The 20,750-nt window shown below is 65.5% G+C and carries 21 protein-coding genes; 10 read left to right on the forward strand and 11 right to left on the reverse strand.

The annotated features are described in order from the left end of the window. The 11 genes from FFK22_RS44085 to FFK22_RS36150 form a co-directional block, all read right to left on the reverse strand. Positions 1-193, reverse strand: a 193-nt coding sequence (locus tag FFK22_RS44085) for a hypothetical protein (protein WP_221939110.1), incomplete at its 3' end; no start/stop codon positions are given. Positions 194-525: 332 nt separating this feature from the next. Continuing rightward, the gene (locus FFK22_RS36105; protein WP_221939111.1) at positions 526-1,356 is read right to left on the reverse strand and encodes a DUF2092 domain-containing protein; all 831 of its coding nucleotides are present in this window, start codon (positions 1,354-1,356) and stop codon (positions 526-528) included. Between the two features lie 36 nt (positions 1,357-1,392). Next, on the reverse strand, positions 1,393-1,605 hold the full coding sequence (locus FFK22_RS36110) for a hypothetical protein (protein ID WP_138892702.1): 213 nt from the start codon (positions 1,603-1,605) through the stop codon (positions 1,393-1,395). A 447-nt stretch (positions 1,606-2,052) separates the two neighbouring features. After that, entirely contained in the window at positions 2,053-2,373 is a 321-nt protein-coding gene (locus FFK22_RS44900) for a DUF1214 domain-containing protein (RefSeq protein WP_373683770.1), read from the reverse strand. Continuing rightward, positions 2,374-3,081: a hypothetical protein gene (locus FFK22_RS36120; protein WP_138892703.1), complete on the reverse strand. Its 708-nt coding sequence runs from the start codon at positions 3,079-3,081 to the stop codon at positions 2,374-2,376. 54 nt (positions 3,082-3,135) lie between these two features. Next, positions 3,136-5,358 carry a mechanosensitive ion channel family protein gene (locus tag FFK22_RS36125; protein WP_186002851.1) on the reverse strand — a complete coding sequence of 741 codons (2,223 nt, stop codon included), beginning with the start codon at positions 5,356-5,358 and terminating at the stop codon, positions 3,136-3,138. A 20-nt stretch (positions 5,359-5,378) separates the two neighbouring features. Beyond that, complete coding sequence (locus FFK22_RS36130) at positions 5,379-5,969, reverse strand: membrane integrity-associated transporter subunit PqiC (RefSeq protein ID WP_138892705.1); 591 nt, start codon at positions 5,967-5,969, stop codon at positions 5,379-5,381. A 3-nt stretch (positions 5,970-5,972) separates the two neighbouring features. Continuing rightward, positions 5,973-7,679 carry an intermembrane transport protein PqiB gene (locus FFK22_RS36135; RefSeq protein ID WP_138892706.1) on the reverse strand — a complete coding sequence of 569 codons (1,707 nt, stop codon included), beginning with the start codon at positions 7,677-7,679 and terminating at the stop codon, positions 5,973-5,975. Continuing rightward, on the reverse strand, positions 7,672-8,964 hold the full coding sequence (locus FFK22_RS36140) for a paraquat-inducible protein A (RefSeq protein WP_373683771.1): 1,293 nt from the start codon (positions 8,962-8,964) through the stop codon (positions 7,672-7,674). The genes FFK22_RS36135 and FFK22_RS36140 overlap by 8 nt, the downstream gene beginning before the upstream one ends. 120 nt (positions 8,965-9,084) lie before the next feature. Next, positions 9,085-9,681, reverse strand: a complete 597-nt coding sequence (locus tag FFK22_RS36145; protein ID WP_138892708.1) for a hypothetical protein — start codon at positions 9,679-9,681, stop codon at positions 9,085-9,087. Between the two features lie 167 nt (positions 9,682-9,848). Then, the gene (locus tag FFK22_RS36150) at positions 9,849-10,160 is read right to left on the reverse strand and encodes a hypothetical protein (RefSeq protein WP_221939112.1); all 312 of its coding nucleotides are present in this window, start codon (positions 10,158-10,160) and stop codon (positions 9,849-9,851) included. A 240-nt stretch (positions 10,161-10,400) separates the two neighbouring features. Here FFK22_RS36150 and FFK22_RS36155 point away from each other — a divergent pair, with 240 nt between their 5' ends. The 10 genes from FFK22_RS36155 to FFK22_RS36200 all read left to right on the forward strand — a co-directional run bounded on the left by FFK22_RS36155 (position 10,401) and on the right by FFK22_RS36200 (position 20,477). Continuing rightward, the gene (locus FFK22_RS36155; protein ID WP_138892710.1) at positions 10,401-12,176 is read left to right on the forward strand and encodes a hypothetical protein; all 1,776 of its coding nucleotides are present in this window, start codon (positions 10,401-10,403) and stop codon (positions 12,174-12,176) included. Between the two features lie 255 nt (positions 12,177-12,431). Next, entirely contained in the window at positions 12,432-12,854 is a 423-nt protein-coding gene (locus FFK22_RS36160) for a hypothetical protein (RefSeq protein ID WP_138892711.1), read from the forward strand. Between the two features lie 75 nt (positions 12,855-12,929). Continuing rightward, positions 12,930-13,739 (forward strand): hypothetical protein, encoded by an 810-nt coding sequence (locus FFK22_RS36165; RefSeq protein ID WP_138892712.1) that lies wholly within the window; start codon positions 12,930-12,932, stop codon positions 13,737-13,739. A 129-nt stretch (positions 13,740-13,868) separates the two neighbouring features. After that, the gene (locus tag FFK22_RS36170; protein ID WP_221939113.1) at positions 13,869-14,438 is read left to right on the forward strand and encodes a hypothetical protein; all 570 of its coding nucleotides are present in this window, start codon (positions 13,869-13,871) and stop codon (positions 14,436-14,438) included. 220 nt (positions 14,439-14,658) lie between these two features. Continuing rightward, positions 14,659-15,345: a hypothetical protein gene (locus FFK22_RS36175; protein WP_221939114.1), complete on the forward strand. Its 687-nt coding sequence runs from the start codon at positions 14,659-14,661 to the stop codon at positions 15,343-15,345. Positions 15,346-15,430: 85 nt separating this feature from the next. Then, entirely contained in the window at positions 15,431-17,833 is a 2,403-nt protein-coding gene (locus FFK22_RS36180) for an arylsulfatase (protein WP_138892713.1), read from the forward strand. 109 nt (positions 17,834-17,942) lie between these two features. Next, positions 17,943-18,374, forward strand: coding sequence for a hypothetical protein (locus tag FFK22_RS36185; RefSeq protein WP_221939115.1), 432 nt, complete (start codon positions 17,943-17,945; stop codon positions 18,372-18,374). 273 nt (positions 18,375-18,647) lie between these two features. After that, positions 18,648-18,827, forward strand: a complete 180-nt coding sequence (locus FFK22_RS36190) for a hypothetical protein (protein ID WP_138892714.1) — start codon at positions 18,648-18,650, stop codon at positions 18,825-18,827. A 31-nt stretch (positions 18,828-18,858) separates the two neighbouring features. Further along, positions 18,859-19,404, forward strand: a complete 546-nt coding sequence (locus tag FFK22_RS36195; RefSeq protein ID WP_138892715.1) for a 2'-5' RNA ligase family protein — start codon at positions 18,859-18,861, stop codon at positions 19,402-19,404. 20 nt (positions 19,405-19,424) lie between these two features. Further along, on the forward strand, positions 19,425-20,477 hold the full coding sequence (locus FFK22_RS36200) for a tyrosine-type recombinase/integrase (RefSeq protein ID WP_138892716.1): 1,053 nt from the start codon (positions 19,425-19,427) through the stop codon (positions 20,475-20,477). Positions 20,478-20,750 lie beyond the last annotated feature (273 nt).

Consider the following 20,750-nt stretch of genomic DNA (forward strand, 5'->3'; position numbering starts at 1 on the left):
CTGTGTTGCACTCATCGGCGGCCGAGAGTGTCACCCTCACATTCGGGCCGAGGACACATCGCTCGGCCGCGTCCAGGACGATCGCATAGAGGCTGGCGAGGGAGTTGGATGGGACCGATGCCTTCCACCATTGGATGACATAGCCGTCATCGTCGTAGTGGGAGGGCTTGATCAACTCGACGTGAAACCGCATGGCCGCGCTCCTTCCATATCGCCAGAGCAGAGTGGAGTATCCTGCGGCCACAGCCAGATCGGTGGCGGCAACCCGTCCTTCGCAGTCGACAACTAGCTGCTTCTCGCGATGAGGCTGCCGTCGTTAACAGTTGTACACGCCCACCGCACAGCGCCGAACCGTGCGCCGGCCCACCCCGGCAACGCTCACCGGTGTCAACGGACGTCCGACCCTGGCCTCGGCCGTCGAAACCATGCCGTGCACGCCAGGGATCGAAAGCCGCTCTCCGAGGTCGAGCCCTCCAAATCCGACGATCCCAGTCACTAGAACGATGCTAAACAGCCTCAACGCGGTCATTGGACGCCTCCTATGGCAAAATGCTGCGGCAGATCACCGATGTCAGGGAGTTCCTTCAGGTCCACCATTTTAGCGTTCGTTGAATTCTTGAAGCTAAAATCTTCCGATGCGACCTCGGCTCCGGTCTTCCAGTCCCGGATTTGGGCACTGTATTGCGGTGCACCGGGGACGAGCTTGGAGGTGATGACATATCGGCACGGATAGGGATGATCCCCCTGTGCGATCCAGATCTGCCAATCGACGTCCTTGGTCCGAAAGGCGAGGTGATCGCATTCAACGCCGCCGATCACCCCGCTCCCGAGGTCCTTCACGTCGACGACATCAGGCATCAGCGCATCGTAGACGTTCGACAGGAGCAGGTCTGCACCGGGAAGAGGCTTGTCGTATTTGTCCCGCAGCTCGTCGACCAGATTGTCGATTGTGCCGGGCACAGCGAGTTGGGTGAAGCGATTCACATTCTTGCCGAGCAGCGTCAGCGTTTTCCCGTCAAAGATCATCTCGACATCCGCGAACCCGGCGGAGCGCGTGACGCGGATCTTGTCGGGCCGGTTGAGAAAGATCGTACCGGAGCTCGCCAGCGCGAGTTTCTGCTGATCTTTGGTGACGACCTCGAAGTTGGTATCGTAACCGAACGATATGGCCTTCTGAGCCGCCAGGTAATCGGACATTGCCTTGAACAGGCCCTTGGCGTCTGCCTCATCGGCTGTCGCTCCTGAGGTTGCGCCCAACCCGACCATTACGGCAACTGCCGCTGCCGCCAGATGCATCGCGGCGATTCCCCACCGCGATGGTGGCGTGGCCACTGTGTTCAGAATGGTGGTTTGCATTGTTCTGTTCTTTCGGTTGTAGATTGGCTCGTCACTTCACCAGCTCGATTCCGCTTGGACGCCATGATCCGCGAGCAGCCCGATCCGCTCGTCGTAGTCCGTGCCGGCGATCATGGCGGCGAAATCGAGATCGCTGGGGATGTCCGAGAAGCTCTGGCCGATCGACCGTGTTGGGTGGGGCGGCGGGTCGCCCGGGTGCTGCCGCTGACCGATGGCAGCCAGGCATAGGGCGTAATTCGGGCAAACCATGGCCCTGCCGTCGTGTTCGCGGGCGGCGCAGCGGTGTCCTGGGCCATCGCCGGGATCGCCGACGCTGCGGACCACAGAGCGTCGGCAACGAGGCCGACAGCGAGCACTCGTCGGGCGGCGTCGGCAAGGACCGTCGCCATTTCGGCTCTCCTCCCAGTTATCGGTCCGCCGTTGAATCGGCGGGCCAAGCCTCAGCCTCGCTTCGGGTCCATGCCGAGTGGCGGGCCAGCGGGCGATTGAGAACACCCTGAGAGCAACACTGATGCCGTCAGTCGGCATCCGCTGGACCGTATCGCCCGCAGGGGATCAATTGTGACCTGTTCCAAGTTCATGGCAGCAATACATCCGTCGACGCGTTGGGTCGAATCGGACCTGGTGTTCAGGTCGAGCCTGACCATGACGCGTCATCGATCGGCGCCTGCGATGGCCGAGCCACGGTCTTCGCTTTCAGCTTGGAGGGTGCCTGTGGTGGCAGTGCTTGGATAGGTATCCACGGGTAATTTGCCGTTGCGACGGCCGATCCAGCCCACCGGCGAAGCGGCCAGATTCCCGGACCGTGGGTGACGTGTCGAACCACGGCTGCAGCGGGGCGTAGAGGCGAATGAGGAAGCTCCAACCTTTCCTGGGCATCGCCTGCACCCAGTTGCTCTCGCGGCCAGCCGGTGCCTTGGGACCGAACCAGATCCTCACTCTTGGCACGAGGATGACGGGAAGGCTGTGTCGCGGTCTCCGGACCGCAGAACCACCGCGTTCGCCGCGCCAAACCACTCACTCTGTGCGCCCCCTGTGCCCTAGACCGCGCAGGATCGCCACCAGTTCGGCATGCGGGGCCGTGTTGGGATCGCGCAGCACATCGATCGAGTGGGCGTCGGCCAATCGGGACAGCCGCGCCAGCAGCCGGATGCGCGCGCGCCGGGTCAACTTCAGCTCCGATGAGCGTCGGGTGAACAGGATCTTGAACAGCTCGCCGTCGCCGATGAGCTCGTTGATCTCGCTTGCCGTGACGTAGATGAGAAACAGTACGAAGACCCACATCTGTGTCACGATGAAATGGTCCCAGCTGAAGTTGCCCAGGATCTCGTCCAGGAAGCCGCCGCCACCCACGCTGCCGCCCTGGATCAGGTAATGGATGAACGCCTCGATGAGGCGCGCTGCGGAGACCAGGAGCGAGTAGACCACGGTCTTGAACAGGATGGGCTGTGCCAGAGGGGCCTTATCGAAGCGTCGCAGGAATGGCATGGTGTCGGCGATCAGCACGACCTTGCCGACCACAAGGGCCGCGGTCGTCGCCAGGAAGAAGCCGCTGAACTGGATCAGATAGTCGGCCAGCAAGAGCCGTTTGCTGAACAGAATCAGGTTGAATCCGAGGAAGAAGAATATGGTCGGCGGCAGCAGCTTGCGGAACTCGTGCATCAGGATGGTGCGCAGCCTCGCCCACCGCCCTCTGCTGGCTTCGTCGATCACGTGAGGCGTCATGGAACTCTCCCCGCGGGCGGTCTGACTCGGGATGCAGAATGCCGGGCAGCCGCCTCAGCCGGCTCTCGTTGCGGGCGTGCTTGCCGCCGCCGCGGCCGCAATGCCCATTGACGGCCCACCGATCGGCGGAATGGCGACTGCGGCACCTGCGAACTCGATTCCAGCCTCCTTAAACGCCGCGATGAGGCGCTTCATTGCTTCACGCTGGATGTAGGCCGGCCGGATCGGCCGCACCGTGATCTTGAACCGCATCACGGTGGCGGTGTCGGCGATATCGGCAACCCCCTGCAGCTTGAGCGGCTCCAGAAAATCATCCTTCAACTCGGGATCCTCGAGCATTGCCAGGCCGACCTTCTTGGTAACCTTGCGCAGCTTGTCGAGATCGGTATCGCGGGTGAGCCGCAGGTTGACTTTCAGCGTCGACCAGTCGCGGCTGAAATTGGTGATCTGCCCAAGCTGGCCGAATGGAACTGTATGGATCTGCCCGCTCTGGTGCCGCAGGCGGATGGAGCGCAGGGTGAAGCCCTCCACCGTGCCCTTCGCCTTGCCGCCGTCGATGTATTCGCCGACGCGAAACGCGTCATCCGCCAGATAGAAGAGCCCGGACACAATGTCGTGGACCAGGGTCTGGCTGCCGAACGAGATCGCCAGGCCGAACACCGATGCTCCGGCGATCAAAGGCGTGATGCAGATGCCCAGGCTCGCCAGTATCGTCAGCGCCGCCGTCACGACGATGACGATGCCGAGCGCGACGCGCAGGATGGGTGCGAGGGTCTCGAGACGCGTGGCGTTGACGGGCGCCTGTCCCGCCTCGGCCTCCTGTCCGGACGCCCCTGGCTTCGGTCGTTCGCTGCGCCGCTCGGTCGCAAAATGGACGGCCTCCCAGGCAAAGTAGGCCAGCAGGGCGGTGACGACAGTCGTGGTCCAGGCGCGGCTGATCTCGCTCCAGCCCTGCTCGTCGACGAGGCTCAACACATCCACGGCCCAGGTCCGAACCAGCACCGCGGCAGCCACGACCCAGATCGTGGCGCGAACCGCCCGGACAAGGAAGGGCAACAATCTGCCGGACTCCGGACCTCCGGATCGGGCGAGGGCGGAAGCACGATGACGCCTGACGATGAAGGATGACAGCGTCTCGGCGAGCAGCAGCCCGATGATGATATTGAGCGTGAGAATCGCGCCGTCGGGAACTTCGAAGAGATCGGACACCGCGTCATAGGCGCGCGCGAGCCCGAGGAAGATCAAGATCGGCAGAGCGATCCAATGCCAGTGCCGGGCGAGCGCCACCTTGATGCCACTCTTGCGCGCATCTTCGTCGATGAGCCCGAGGAACCAGCTGCAGACATCGCTCCGCGCCCGAAAGACGACGAATATGAAAATGGCGAGCACGGCCACGCTATTGGTGAGGATCGCGGCAGAAACGGCGGCCGGCGACACCAGAACGCGGACCCAGGACCCCGCGAGGATCGCCACCAGAACGGCAAGTTCGAACAGTCGAAGGAGGCGATAGGCGCTCTCATCGGTCACCGGCGCGATCCGCACCGCGGCCAGGTCAGGCCGCAGATACAATCGGAAGAGGAGCATGAACGTCCGCCAGGTCACGAGGCTCTTGAGGACAATCGCCGCGAACTGGGTCTGTAAGCCAGCCTTCGCGAACACGGCGCCGAGCGCCAGGTGGACCACCAGCCAGACCGCGACAACCGCAAACCCGTCCAGGAGCGCCAGTGCCGCCACGCGCCACAGCCCGCCGGTTGTGGCGAACTGCTGGGCCATGACATTGCGTTTGGCGAGGGTGAGGCGGCGGATGCCGGCTTCGGCGAGAGGCGCTGCGGCCGCCGTGATGGCGAGCAGGCCTAGATAGGCCCATGGGCCGCGCCCCCCCGATGCCGTCCGGTCCAACCGATCCCATAGCTGCACCAGTTCGGTCGAAACTTCGGAGTACCCGCCAAGGACCGTCGGAACTTCGCTCAGGGTTTTTACGACCTGCCGGGCCACCAATGCCTCTTCATCGACCTCGATTGGCTTGGCCACCACGGGAGACGCCGAGGGCTGTGTCACCAGTCCCTTTTCGGTGAGGGTCTGGACAACAGACTGGCCGACCGACCTCACCAACTCGTCATATTGCTGCTGGGTCATCCCAGCCGGTGGCGGCGGATTCGTCTGGGCATCTGCCTGTCCGACGACCAGGGGGAGCAGGATGAGAACGACACCTGGAAGACGGGATCGGATACCGCAGCTCATGCCGTTGTTCTTCCGTATGCTGCCGTTCGCGGGCAACGACATCGTCCGCAGCGACGTCAGCGCCGCTTGGGCGCAGCCGATAGCCCGCCGGCGATGCGGTCGGCGAGTTCGCCCAGGGTGTCGCTCATCGCCTGCACCTCGGCCGCCTTGGTCTCATCCGCCGGGCGGCGGGTGATGCGGGCGGTTTCGATCTTCGCCCGGCCGCCGGCCTTGCGCTGCAGGCGCCACTGCGCCGCGAGAATGATGGTGCCGTCAGCATCGGAATCGAAACGGGCCACGGCCAGCTCGACGGTCACGGCCTCGTCGCCCGACAGGGTCCGGCTGGTGGTGACCACCGAGCCCGCCGGGAAGCGCCGGGTCAGATCCTCCGCCAGCACCCGCTGCACCATGTTCCCCAGCGGCTCGCCCCAGCGTTCGAACTCGGCGACCCCGAGCTCGACGGTGCCCGAGCGGGTGACGATCTGCGGCCGGTCGAGATATTCGGCGATGTCGACCGCTGCCACCGACGCCGTCACCGGCCGGCCGCCGACGGCCGTCCCGGGCACCGTCACCAGGGTGTAGACCTTGGGCGCGGGTGAGGCGCAGGCGGACAGCGACGCGGCGATGACCAAGCCGAGAAGGCCGCGCCGCGTGCAGGACATCGGCATCGATCATCCCCCTCCCGCCTTGCCCCGGATGAGGGATTCGGGGTGCTGTTCCAGATAGTCGGTCAGGACGCGGACGGAGCGCAGCGTGTCGTCGACCTGGCTCATCAGCCTCACCAGGTCCCGCCTGAACGTCGAGTCATTGCCATAGCCGCTGTTGACCGAGGCCAATGTCCCGCTCAGCCGCTGCGTGGCCTGCTGCGCCGTGGTCAGGAGCGGGGGCAGCTTGTCCATAATGGGTCCGAGATCGGTGTTGGCCTGCGACACGAGGTCCCGCGTGGCTGTCAGGGCCTCGGCGAGCGATCGCAGCGATGCGGTGATGTCCGGCGAGGCGGCCAGCGTCTCGAAGGATTTGAGCGTCGCATCGACCTGCTGCACCACCTTGTCGAGCGGCAGGGCGGAGACTTTCTCGAGGATGCCGCTGACCGACTGCATCGCGGCCGCGAACTCGTCCGGGACGCTCGGGATCACCGGGTAGCGCTCGCCCGTGCCCATCGTCTCTGGCGGCGCGTCCGGGAAGAAGTCGAGCGAGACCATCAACTCGCCGGTCAGGAGGCTGGCGGTCTTCAACTGGGCCCGCAGGCCTCGGCGAACCAACTCGGGCATGAACTCGCCCGTGCCGAAGCCCTGCTTCTCGCCGACCAGCGCGACGCGCTGCGGCTCCAACTCGATCACCACCGGGATCCGCAGCGTGTCGGCCGCGACATCGTATTCCAGCTTGAGATCGACGACGCGGCCGACCTTGATGCCGCGCCACTCCACGGGCGCGTCCGGTGCGAGCCCGCGCACCGAGCCGTGGAAATGCACCAGGTAGGGCAGGCGGATCGTGTAGGCGGCTTCCTCGCTGCCGGTGGCGTCCGGGTAGAGGGTGAAGGCGGTGCCTGCCTTGCTCGGCTCGCCAATGCGGGCCGTGGCCGGGGTGTCGAAGGCGATACCGCCGGCCAGCACCGCCGCCAGCGATTCCAGCTGGACCTTGAAGCCTTCGGGGCCGGTGCCGATGGAGATGCCCGAGGCGTTCCAGAACCGCGTGCCGTCATGGACATAGCGGTCGTAGGGCGCACGGACGAAGGCGTGGATGGTGACGCCGACCTCGAGGTCCGAGGAGTCGAAGCCCATGACTTCGCCGACCTGGACGTCGCGGAAGAAGACCGGCGAGCCGGGGCCGACCGAGCCGATCCGGTCCGCCTTCAGGATATATGCCGTGCCCGCCATGTCGGCCCGCACCACCGGCGGGTCTTCGAGGCCGGTGAAGTGGCGCGCGCTGTCGCCCGGGCCTGGGTCGAGCTCGATATACGCGCCCGAGATGAGGGTGCTCAGGCCGGACAGGCCGCCGGTGGCGGAGAGCCGCGGCCGGACCACCCAGAACCGGGTGCCCTGGCGCAGATGCGGCGCCGCCTCATTGGTCATCTCGGCGGTCACGACGACGTGGCTGAGGTCCTCGGTCAGGGCCAGGCTCGTGACCGTGCCGAACACCACCTCCTTGTGCTTGATCAGGGTCTTGCCGGCCTCCAGCCCATCCGCGGTCTCGAAGGTGATGGTGATGGTGGGCCCCTTCTCGGACTGGGTGACCCAGGCGAGGTAGACCCCCACCAGCGCCGCCACGATCGGGATCAGCCAGATCGGCGAAAATCGGCGCTTGCGGTCGATCCGCGGCGCAAGCGGCGCTGGCGGCACCGGTGCCGCCGTGTCGCGAAGTGTGTGGACATCAGTCATGGTTCTCTCCTGCCGCGTCCCACATCAGCCGCGGATCGAACGTCATGGCGGCGATCATGGTGATGATCACGACGGCGGCGAAGGACACCGCGCCGATGCCGGGCTCGATCGTCGCCAGCTCGCCGAGCTGGACCAGCGCCACCAGGATCGAGATCATGAAGATGTCGATCATCGACCAGCGGCCGACCGCCTCGACGATGCGGTAGATCACGGTGCGGTTGCGCAGCCGCCCCGTCTTGCCGCGCTGGGTGGTGATCAGGAGGTAGATCAGTCCGGTCAGCTTCAGCACCGGCACGGTGATCGAGGCGAAGAACACCAGCGCCGCCAAGGGCCACATACCGGAATCGGCCAGCTCGATCACGCCGCTCATGATCGTGTCCGGCGCGCCGCTGCCCAGCGAGATCACGGTCATCACCGGGAAGAGGTTGGCCGGGATGTAGAGGATGATCGCGGTCACCACCAGCGCCCAGGTCCGGGTCAGGCTCTCTGGCCGGCGGCGGTGCAGCGTGGCGCCGCAGCGCGGGCAGCCGCCATGTCCGCCGGCCGGCAAGTTGGAGACCAGGCCGCAGGCGTGGCAGAGACAGGCCGGGCGCTGCGGATCGACTGGCGGCGGCGGTGGAATCAGGCCGCGCCGCTCGAACACCCGCCACACTGTCTCGGTGTCGAGCGCGGTGCCGGCGGCGATGATCGCCAGCATCAGGGCACCCACCGAATAGAGGCCCGGGCCGACCACGACGGTGGCGAGGTCGATCAGCTTCACATAGGCGACGAAGACGCCCAGCATGTAGACTTCGATCATCGCCCAGGGGCTGAGCAGCATGGCCCAGCGGTAGAGCTGCGGCAGCCAGCGCGGCGGCCGCGTCAGGCGCAGGCCGCCCAGCACCAGGAACAAGGTGCCGAGTCGGAGCGCCGGGGCGACGAACATGGTGAGGGAGACCACCGCCGCCAGCTCCCACAGCCCCTGACCGTAGAGGGCGAAGATGCCGGTGACCAGGCTGGCCGCCTGCACCCGTCCGGAGATCTCCAGCGAGATGAAGGGCAGGAAGTTCGCCATCAGGAAGAACACCAGCCCGGCGCAGGCGTAGGCGAAGGCATGGTCGAGCGAGCTGGCGCGGAACCGGTGCAGGGTCGCGCCGCAGCGCACACACCGGGCTGTCGTCCCGTCCGCCAGCCGCGGCACCACATGCCGCAAGCCGCATTCGTGGCACTCCATCACGCGGCCAGGCGAGGCATCATCCTCGCGGCGCGACGCTGCGGTCAGGCTGAGGCTCCGGGGCATCGGCATCCTCCGATCTGCCCATCTGGCTCAGAACGGTGGGTCAACACGTGTTTCCGAGGCCAATCGGTGGAGCCCGGGGCCTGGGATCGGTCGCCCGAACCCGGCCGGGCCCCACCTCCGTGCTCGTTATATTGCCGGCATCACCGAGACGGCCTCGGACTCGGCGAAAGAGATCTCCACCATGTCGCCCACCTGCAGCTGGTTCAGCAGTTGCTGGACTTGCGGCCTCTTAATGATGACCGTGCGGACCACGCCCGCGGGCCCGATGAACATGACCTTGTGCTCGGCGACGTTAATGCCGACGACTTGGGCCGTGACCTTGGTCAGCACCGAGGCCTCGCCGGCGGGGAGTTCCCCCGGCTCCGCCCGTCCCGCCTCGGTCGTCTGGGTCACCATCGCCACCGAACCTGCAGCCGCCTTGGTGACGTCGATGGCCACGGCCTCGTAGCGGCTGACACTGACGCGGTCCCCGGGCTTGACCTGCGGAAGGTTGACGGCCTGCGGGCCGACATGGATGGTCGAGGTGCGACCGTCGCTCTCCTTGAGCGTGACCATCCGCGTATCGAGGTCGATCGACTGCACCGTCGCGGTCACCGTCGTCAATACGTTCGCGCCGGCGCCTTCCTGGGCAGCGACGGGGGATGCTCCACCTGCGGCGAAGAGGAGCAGACAGGCGGCGCATCCGCTCACTGCCCACGCATGGGGGCGTGCCGATACGGTCATGTGAACCTCCCTTGCATTTTTTCGGTGGGGGCGAGGATCGAAGCTCGACGCCTCAGGCTGCCGCATGCTGGCAGCGTGGCGAAGTTGCGTACGGGTAACGTGGGGGCAACTTACCCCCTTTCAGCCGTCCGATGGGCGACCTTCCGGTCCGACGATCTCCGGCGTCGTCACCCGTTTTTCAGGGCAGCCTCGATATCCGCCTCCAGCTCCCCCACAAGTGCGCGGTATTCCCCGATCACCTTGTCGTCGTGCGGTCGTCTGATGACGAGGGTGTCCAGGGCCTCCACAGCCAATTGGTAGTCTTCGCACAGCGAGCGGAAGGTCTCACTCTGGTCGGCTAGGCGACCGATCTGATGCGCCAGGTGCGGGAACCGCTCGATGGCCTTCTTCATTGGATCGGCAGCCCTCCCAAACGGCGCTGCAGGAGCCGGCGGTCGCTCGTTGCCGAGCCGAACATCTGCTGGCTTGATCAGGATCAAGCAAAAACCGGGCGAGGGCGAGTAATTTACCGTACAATTCGAAATGGCGCCGCAGGGAGGCGACCACATCATGGATGAGTCGACCCATCGACGCTCCGGCGCGGCAATTGAGAGTCGGCTCAACGAGGCCGGGCGGAGCGACGAAACCGAACCTCTGAAGAGATTGCGATTCCCGAATTGCCAGCTCGCGGCCGCGGCCTGCCCTGGCGCCATGGCCGCCGCCTTTCGGGAGGCACCGTGATGTCGGACGCGACGTCACCGGGGCCGCCGGCCGAGGCAATCCGCGAGGCGCTCGAACACATTCTGGCCAGCAAGGATTTCGACGCTTCCGAGCGGAATCGGCGCTTTCTCCGGCACGTCGTCGAGGAGTCGCTCGCCGGGCAGGCCGGCCGCATCAAGGGCTATAGTGTCGCCATGGCGGTCTTCGATCGCGATGCCAGCTTCGATCCACAGATCGATCCGATCGTTCGGATCGAGGCCAGCCGGCTGCGCCGTGCGCTGGACCACTACTATCTCACCAGCGGCCAGGATGACGCGGTGAGCGTCACCATCCCGAAGGGCGGCTATGTCCCGACCTTCACCGCCAGGGAGGCGGCGGATCTGCCGGATCCGGTCGATGATCCCGCGGCTGTTCCACCCGAGCCCCCATCCACGCGGAGCCGGATCAGCCGGTTGCCCCGATGGTTGCCGTGGCACGGCATCATGGCCTTGGTCCTGGTCGTGATCGTCGGGATGGTCGCCATCTGGCGCCTGGGGGTTCTCCCCTGGCCTCCCGATGCGCAGACCGAAACGACCAGGCGGCAAGGCCCGGCGGTGGTGGTGGCGCAGCTCGAGGAAGGCGATTCCGAAGCCACCCGGCTCCATCTCGGGCCGGGTCTGACCCGTGAAATCATTGCTGCGCTAAGCCGCGACAGGAATCTCTTTGTATTCGGCACTGACACCAGTTTCCAGCTCGGTCCGGGAAACAGCGCGGATGCCCTGGCACGGAAGGTGTCGGCCGATTACGTGCTGTCGGGGAGCATCAGCACGACGCCGGACCGCATCCGGCTGCTGGTTGCGCTGATCGACGCCAAGACGGGACGCCATCTCTGGTCACAATCCTATGAGAGCCCAGTCATTCCCGCCCGGATCGTGGACACCCAGGCGGACATCGCGCGGCGTGTCGTCGACAGCGTGGCGCAGCCCTATGGGGCCATCTACGAGGATAAGATCACCGGATTGACCGGCAAGGCACCGGTGCAGTTCAGCTCCTACGAGTGCGTCCTGCAATTCTATGCCTACTGGCGCCGAACGGAGAGCGCCCTGTACCCGTCCGTGCGAGACTGCCTGGAACGGACGGTCGTCGATGACCCAGACTACGCCGATGCCTCAGCCGCGCTGGCCCTGGTCTATGCCGATCCGGTGCGTTTCGGCATACAGCCGGCCCCTGTGGCCTTCGATCCGCTGGAACGCGCGCTGGCGCTGGCACAGCGCGCCGTCATCCTGGCGCCCGATGCGCCGCTTGGCTACCAGGCGCAGCACCTCGTGTTCTGGCTGAGGCACGATGTCGAGCAGAGCTTCGCGGCCGCCCGTGCCGGCCTGGAGCGCAACCCGAACAACGCGGAGCTCCTGGCCGATCTCGGCGGCCGACTGTGCCTGAGAGGACAATTCGCCGACGGCCTGCCGCTGTTGACCGAGGCCTTCGCCCGCAACCCTGGCCAACCCTCGATCTATCGCCTCGGCTTCTTTCTGGCGCACTACATTGCCGGGCGATTCGAGGACGCGTTGACCGAGGCTTTGAAGATCGACCAGCGGGACAATCGGTTCACGCATGTGGCCCATGCGATCGCCTATGCCCAACTCGGGCGGACGGACGAGGCAGCAGTGGAGGTCGACCTTCTGCTGAAGCTCAGTCCTGACTATGGCGACCAGGTCGTGACCGACCTGCAGGCTCGGAACGTGGCACCGGAGATCATCCGCGCGGTGGTGGAGGGGCTGCGCAAGGCCGGGCTCGCCGTTCCTCAGGCGGGAATCTAAGTCACTGCTACAGTAAAAATACCCGTAGATACCTGTCCAAGCGCTGTCGCCACCGGCACCATTTCGGTTGAATGCGATAGCGCGGCTCGGTCTGGTCATCGCAGGTGCTGAACGAATGCCGACCCTGTCCTGATTCAGCTTCCGGGCTCATTTTCGCATGGAGCAATGGCAGTGATGAATTTGGCATTGCGACAAGTCACTTCCCACCCTCGGTGGACGAGACAATTCGGCGGGTGCCTGGCGGCCGCAGCGCTGATGCTCGTGGCGTGCTCCAGCCGGGAGCCAGAGGGCGTCGCCTCGACAGTCCAGGGCCAGGCGCCGGATGGCATGGTGGAGATGCATGAGATCCAGGCCGCCTATATCGGCAGCGGCAGTACCGGCGGGGGCACCGTGTATTTCCGCGGTCAGAGCTACCCGTTCAGAGTCGGCGGGGTCGGGGTCGGCGGCATCGGCCTGTCGACGGTCGAGGCCCGCGGAGAGGTCTACAATCTGCAGAGCGTCAGGCAGTTCCCAGGGACCTATGCCCAGGGCCGGTACGGCTTTGCCATCGGCACGACAAGTGGGGGTGATCTCTGGTTGCAGAATCATGACGGCGTGATCATGCACCTGGTCGCCGAACGGACCGGGCTGATGCTGAGTCTCGGTGGCGACGCGGTCGGCATCGTCATGGGTCGATGACAGCCGCAACACGAGGTAGGGCGGAGCCTGCCTTGCCGGGACAACGATGGGACGACAACAGCGAGGAAAGCAGAGGTGGCGACGCACCTTGCCGAAGCCACCCGACGAGCACTTGCCGTCGGCGTGTGCACTGGAATGCTATGGTGCGCGGCCTTCGGGACTGCGGCCAAGGCCCAAGACGCCGCGGCGATAGCAAGCGAAACGGCAGGGCCGTGGTTCGTCCGGATCACGCCCTATGCTTGGCTGCCCTCGGTCAGCGGCAGCACGCGAGCGAACCGCCGCATCCCATCGCTCTCGGTCGACAAGAGCTTTTCGGACATCCTCGGTGATCTCCAATTCGCCGCCATGATTGCCGGAACGGTCCGTTACAACCGGATCGGGCTGCTGTTCGATCTCGACTACGTGTCAGTTGGTGTCGACGGCACCCTGTCCGGCCCGTTCCGGACCAAGTACCAGGTCGACATGCAAGCGCTCCTGGCCACGGTCGGCGCCACCGCCCGGGTGGTGGACGAGTCCAAGCTCGGCGTCGACCTCCTGGTCGGCGCCCGCATCGTGTCGCTGTCGGTCGACAGCGATCTGAGGGGACAGGGCCCGTTCGGCCGCTCGCGCAGTTCCGACAGCAGTTCCACGATCGTCGATGGCATCGTCGGTGTCCGTGCCGGCGTCGAACTCGGCGACGGCTTCTCACTGCTCGGCTACGCCGACATCGGCGCCGGCAACTCCGACCTGACCTGGCAGGTGCTCGGCGCCGTCGAATACAGCTTCAACAACTCAGTCTCGGGCGCCATCGGATACCGCTATCTCGGCTATGACTTCGGCGGCCATGCGCCCCTCGACGACCTGGCGCTCTACGGCCCGATCCTCGGAGTCACCATCCGGTTCTGACCGCGGCCGCACGGTCAGAGCCGCTGAGCACACGTAAAAGCGACGGCATCACCAAACGAGCTTATCGAAGCGATCGAAAGACTGGCTGAACAACGGAACTGAGCAGGACGCATTACGAGGACCGATGCCATGAACCCGAACAACGACCAAAGGCGCGTCAGCCATTCCCGGCGGGCGTTGCTCTCCGTGGTGGCCGTCGCAGCCATCGCCGGTCCAGGACTGCCACTCACCGCCGCGGCGGATGCGAATGCCGACGAACCAGAACCAATGCTCATGTTTGTCCAGATTGCCGATGATCTCAAAGTGGATGCCGCGGCGAATACCCTCCGCCTTGTGAAAGTTGGTCAGCAGACGGTCTACTTTTCCGATCGGCCGGTCCGTCTCGCCGGGCATCTCAAAATGGCCGACTATCTCGATGAATGGACAGAAAAGGCCGGCGAGGACAATTTCGGTGCCGACCCACCGAACGCCACGCTGTCCGTCTATGAGCCAGGGCAACCGGATAACTCGCTTGCTGTCGTCGAGACCTCCGGCCCGAAGATCGACGGCTCCGATCTCATCTACAACTACAAGCTCATTGACGGCGACCTTCCCGACGGCGGCGGCGCGACCACGCTGTTCATCGACTGGATTGGTGTGGGCGTCGGCGTCGGCTTTCACGGCGTCGGCGTCGGCTTGCGCGGTCCCGGTTTCCGATAATGGTCGGATCCGCGAAGGCCGCTCTCTTGGGAAGCAAGCTCCGCCATCCACAGGACGCAGTCGAACGGCCGGATCGGCGCGAACGTCTGCCGCCGATCGCCCCGCTCGAGGGAGGCAGGGCCGCGTGTCCCCGCGTTACCGGTTTTGAATTCGCCATAACGCCTTTCGGCGGCAAGGCCCATCCGGCGAATCGCCAGAACGAGCCCAGGGAGGCAATACCATGCAGATTCTACCTCTAGCCGAGGGCAGGCGGGCCAGGAGATTCTCGACCGCCTACGTCGTCGCAATTGCGGTCGGTTTGCTCTGCGCACCAGGGCTGGCGCCGGCGCAGGATGCGATGTCCGATCCCGCCCAGAAGACGATCGGCGCACCAGCCACGAAGGAAACGGTGCCGTCGCTGATCGTGATCAATGCGCGCGGCGCCAGCCTCGCCGGGACGACTCTAACGCTGACCGGCGTGTCGCCGAACTCGATCGTGTTCGCCGACCGCCCGGTGCGCTCTGCTGGGCACGCGCTCACCGCGCACCTCATGCGGGAGTGGACGCCGGGGAGCGGGACCTTTGCCAAGGACCCGCCGAACGCCACCGTGTCGGTGCTGAGCAGCGACGCCTCGGGCGTGAGCGATGTCGTCGTCGTGCTGAAGGATCCGAAGCTCGACGGCGACACGCTGGCGTTTACCGTCGAGGTCCTCGAGGGCGACCTCGCTGGCGCCGATGGGCCCGCCTCGGTCTTCATCGACATCATCGGCCTGCCGTTCACGCCGCTGTCGGTCGCCGGTGTCGCGCGCCGTAGCGCGTACCGAGCCGCCTGGTACGGCGGAGCTGCGGCCGCGCCATACTACCACCCATACTACGCTCCATACTACCGCCCAGCGTGTGGCTATTACCCCTACCCGCCCTGTTATTAGAAACGGCGGCGGGAAGTCGCAATCCAGATCGCATCCTTGCAGCAACAGCGCCCTAGCCAACGCCTGAATTGGGAAGGACTCGATAATGAAGACCGGCGGGCTGCTTCTTTCAATATTAAGTCTGATGATCCTGGCATTCACTTCGGCGGGAGCTCAGGAAGTCAACGCCGTGTCGGGTTCGCCAAGCGCGACGGCGCCGATCAATCCATTGCGCATCCCGAACGGGCCGGGCAAGTTCGGCGGTACGGTCAATCTCGATGCCCCAAGTTCCACGCCCTACTGGCAGCCGCAAGTCGTCCCTCCGAAAGGGGCGCCCAACATTCTCCTGGTCCTCATCGACGATGAGGGCTTCGGCGCGCCGAGCACTTTTGGCGGGGTCATCCCGACGCCGAACCTCGACCGCATCGCCAATTCCGGCCTGCGTTACACGCAGTTCCACACCACGTCGCTCTGCTCGCCGACCCGGGCGGCACTGATCACGGGAAGGAACCACCATTCGGTGGGCTTCGGCGTCATCAGTGAAGCATCCACCGGGTATCCGGGGTATAACAGCGTCATTACCAAGGACAAGACCACCATCGGCGCGATCTTGAAAGCCAACGGCTATGCCACGTCCTGGTTCGGCAAGAATCACAACACGCCAGCCTTTGTAACCAGCCAGGCCGGCCCCTTCGACCAGTGGCCGAATGGCATGGGTTTTGAATATTTTTACGGGTTCAACAGCGGCGAAACCAATCAGTGGCAGCCCGATCTCTACCGCAACTCGACCCGCATCTACCCGTATCTGAACAACCCCGGCTACAATCTGATCACCGACATGGCGGACGACGCCATCGACTACCTCGGGCGGATCAATGCCCTCGATCCGAAAAAACCTTTCTTCCTCTACTACGCTCCGGGCGCCACCCACGCCCCGCACCATCCGACCCAGGAGTGGATCGACAAGTTCAAGGGTAAGTTCAGCATGGGCTGGAATGCCCTCCGTGACGAGATCTTCGCCAACCAGAAGCGGCTGGGCGTGATCCCCCAGGATGCGCAGCTCACGCCGTGGCCGCACGATCTTCTGAAGAACTGGGACGAACTCACCGCTGAGGAAAAGAAGCTCTTTGAGCGCCAGATGGAGGTCTATGCGGCCTACCTCGCCTACAACGACTATGAGATCGGCCGCGTGGTCCAGGCCATCGAGGACATGGGCAAGCTCGATAACACGCTGATCATCTACATCAGTGGCGACAACGGCGCCAGCGCCGAGGGGTCGCCTGAGGGTACGCCCAACGAAATGACCTTCTTCAACGGCGTCGAGGTGCCGGTTGCAGACCAGATGCCCTTCTACGACGTCTGGGGCTCGTCCGAGACTTACCCTCACTATGCCGTCGGTTGGGCCTGGGCGATGAGCACGCCCTACAAGTGGACCAAGCAGGTCGCCGGCTATCTCGGCGGCACGCGGAATGGCATGGTGATCTCGTGGCCCTCCCACATCATCGACGCTGGCGGCATTCGCAATCAGTTCCATCACGTCATTGATATCGTGCCGACCATCCTTGAGGTGGCCGGAATCCAGGCTCCCGATGTGGTCGACGGCATCGACCAGGCACCGATCGAGGGCGTGAGTCTGGCCTACACCTTCGATAAGGCCAACGCCGACGCCCCGTCGAAGCACAGGACCCAGTATTTCGAGATGTTCGGCGAGCGCGGCATCTACCATGACGGCTGGATGGCATCGACGGTGCCGTTCCGGACACCATGGAACGGCACGGCGCCAGATCCGAAAGACGTGGTCAACGACGCCAAGTGGGAGCTCTACGACCTTACCAAGGACTGGACCCAGAATAACGACGTTGCCGCAGCCAATCCGACCAAGTTAGCCGAACTCCAGGACCTGTTTTGGATCGAAGCGTCGAAATATCAGGTTTTGCCGCTCGACGCTTCAGCCCTCACCCGTTTCGTCGCCCCTCGGCCGAGCATCGTGGCCGGCCGCAATGAGTTCGTCTACACACGGCCACTCGTCGGAACCCCGCTCGGAACGGCGCCGAACATTCTCAACAAATCATTTTCCCTAAGTGCGGAGATTGAGGTCCCAGCCGGCGGCGGCGAGGGGATGCTCGTCACCCAGGGCGGCCGCTTCGCCGGCTGGGGATTTTACCTCCTCAAGGGAAAGCCGATCTTCGTCTATAGTCTTCTTGACCTCGCACGGCCGCGGATCGAGTCGCCGCAGGCTCTGTCGGCGGGCAAGCACATTGTCGACTTCGTCTTCACCTACGATGGACCGGGCTTCGGGAAAGGCGGCACCGGGGTGATCAAGGTGGACGGCGTGGAAGTGGCGCGCGGGCAGCTGCCTCACACTCTTCCTTTCGCGCTCGAGGCGAGCGAGACCTTCGACATCGGCTCCGACACCGGAACCGGCGTGGACGACGCGGACTACCTGTCCCCGTTCCCGCTCACAGGGCAGCTCGGGAAACTGACGATCAAACTTGGGACGAACGGCTGATCTTAGGATCATTCACCCCTGGGGCGGGCCATACTCGCCCCAGACTGCCCCTGCCCGCTGCTGAATCGTCGAGCCAACCATGGGATTGCCCAATTGAGGATGCACGACAATGCGGCTCGATCGCCGTCCTGCGCGGAACGAGATGAGCAGTCTGCGCGATATCCTGGTGCCGTTCGATGTCCTGATTGAGGGGGCGACCGGCCTTGCCTTGATGGCGGTTCCCGCTTTGATCGCGAGGCTCCTTCTCGGTGCCGACCTCCCCGAAATTGGAGCTGTGACCGCGCGCGTAGCAGGTATTGCGCTCGTCGCGCTGGTGCTCGGTTGCTGGCTTGGTCGCCAAGCTCGCGGCGGAATTTGCGCGCTGGCTGCGCTGCTCGCCTACAACACACTCATTACAGTTTACCTAGGATGGCTCGGAATAGGGGGCGTTTTCATCGGCCTCTTGCTGTGGCCAGTGGTGGTGTTTCACGCCCTCGTGATGGCGATGCTTGCAGTCGCGCTTTGGCAAAGCCGGCGCGCTGGTCACCCAGCCGACACCTGATACGCCACAGCGCCCGCCTGCCGAGACCCGAAACTACGGCAAGGTCATTGGGTCCGGTGCATATCGACCCCAACCGCGCTGATGGTAGAACTCCGGCCTCTCCCGCAAACGATCCCCGTTAAGGCCGGATAACAGATTGAAATTATTGGGTGTTAAGGGGGCTTATCGGGCGTTGGGGCTTTCACAGGGCACGCGAGGCGGCTAGACTCGTCCGTGCGGCCATCGCGGCGCGCCAGGGGGCGCTGTCCTGCGGCCGCGGCCAGGGAGATCGTCGTGCCGACACCGGGGGATCGCGAACCCACCGCCGACGAGCGGGCCGGCATCGAGTGGTGGAACGGGCTCGACGAGGCGCGCCGGCGATACTGGATGCACCGGGCCGGCGACACCGGCCGGGCGGCGGATGCCTGGGCGGCGTACCAGTGCGCCATGGCAACGCCGGATGACGGCAAGTAGCCCGGATCGCGCGGTTCGCGCCCGGTGACCCGTGCCCTTCGCCGTCCGCCTCGATCTCGATCCACCCAGCGGCAGCGCCCTGGCGGCGCTGATCGACGCGGTCGAGCGCGCCGATGCCGACGCGATGACGCCGCGGCGGGCCAGGGTCGCGCCGCATCTCTCGCTCGCCGTCTACGATCGTCTGGTGCCGGCGGCGGTCACGGTGTCGCTGCAGCGCTTCGCCGAGCGGCAGCCTACACTCGCCATCCAGCTGGCGAGCTTGGGCCTGTTCCCGGGGCCGCCCGCCGTCCTGTTCGCCGCGCCGGTGGTCTCGGCCGAGCTGCTGGTCCTGCACCGCGCCTACCACCAGGCGACCTGGGCGTCCGGCCCGCGCTGCTGGGCGCATTACCTGCCGGAGGCCTGGGTGCCGCACGTCACCATCGGCGAGGACCTGCGCCTGGCCACCGTGCCGACGGCGCTCCGCAACACTATCGCCGCCTGGCGGCCGCGGCCGGCGGTGCTGCACCGGATCTCGCTCGTCCGGTTCCACCCGGTCGAGATTCTGTGGTCGACGGCGCTGACGCCGGCGCACCCGTGAGCAGGGGAGGGGAGGGGGCCATGCAAGACGACATCACGGCGGTCGATCCGCGCGAGACAATGGCGGCCGAGGTGCTGCCGGACGCCGCGCTCACCGACGCGCAGATTGCCGAGATCCGCCGCCTGGCCGAGCGCGCGGACGCGCTGGTCGAGGCCTCGCTCTCGGCCAACACCCGCAAGGCCTATGGCTCGGCCTGGCGGCAGTGGAGCGAATGGTGCCTCGGCTTCGGCCTCGATCCGCAGCTCGCCGACGCCTCCTGGCTGGCGATGCACCTCACCGCGCGGTCCGAGACCCGGAAGCTCTCCACGATCGAGCTCCGCCGCGCGGCCGTGCTGGAGGTCCGGCGCCGGCTCGGCCATCCGCTGCATTTCGACGACGCCCAGTTCCAGGCCTTCCTCGCCGGCCTGCGCCGAACCAAGGGTGTCCGGCCGGAGAAGAAGTCGGCGCTCCTCGAGGAAAACCTGCGGGCGGTGATGCTCCTGCTCGATCCGGAGACAGCACCCGACCGGAAGCGGCGCCTGCGCGACCGGGCGCTGCTGCTGACCGGCTTCGCCGGCGGCTTCCGCCGCTCCGAGCTCGCGAGCTTCGACCTGCGGGATGTCAGCTTCACGGCCGAGGGCCTGGTGCTGTTCGTCGCCGGCTCGAAGACCGATCAGGAGCGCCGCGGCGAGGAGGTCGGCGTCCAGGCCGTGCCGGCATCGCCGCTCTGCGCCGTGACCGCGGTCGCGGCCTGGCTCGCCGCCCGGGGCGACGGGCCCGGGCCGCTGTTCTGTCGGATCGACCGCGGCGGCCATCTGACCCAAGGGTTGGATGGGCGGTTGCAGACGATCGACGCCAAGACCGTCGCCCGCCTGGTCAAGCGGGTGATCGCCGGCACCGGGCTCGGATCCGCGGAGTTCTCCGCCCACAGCCTGCGCGCCGGCATGATGACCGCCGCCGACCGCAAGGGCGTGCCGCTCGAGGCGGCGATGCAGCACGGCCGCTGGAAGGACGCCCGCACCGCCCGCGGCTATCGGCGGCACTCCAGCCTCTGGCAGGGCAACTTCACCGGCAAGCTGCTGGCAGATGAGTAGAGCGACGCCGTCCAAACCGTCGCCATTCCCGTCATCCGAAGACCCTCTGGGGTTACGACAAGAGCTGTTCATGGCGACCCGCTAAGCGAATTTGGTCGACTTTACAGCAGGTTGTCTGAGTCATCGCACACCGAGAAACCGCGCCACCCAAAGGCTGTACGCTCAATCCACCCTGCTGAACAGCTCTTGTGGTCGCCCCCTCGAGGACGACATCCTCGCCGCGGCCGGCTGATCGCGTTCTCGGTTTGTCCGGCAAAAGGTGCATTGGCGGTA

It is taken from the genome of Mycobacterium sp. KBS0706, from assembly GCF_005938675.2.
Classification (GTDB): Bacteria; Pseudomonadota; Alphaproteobacteria; order DSM-16000; family Inquilinaceae; genus Inquilinus.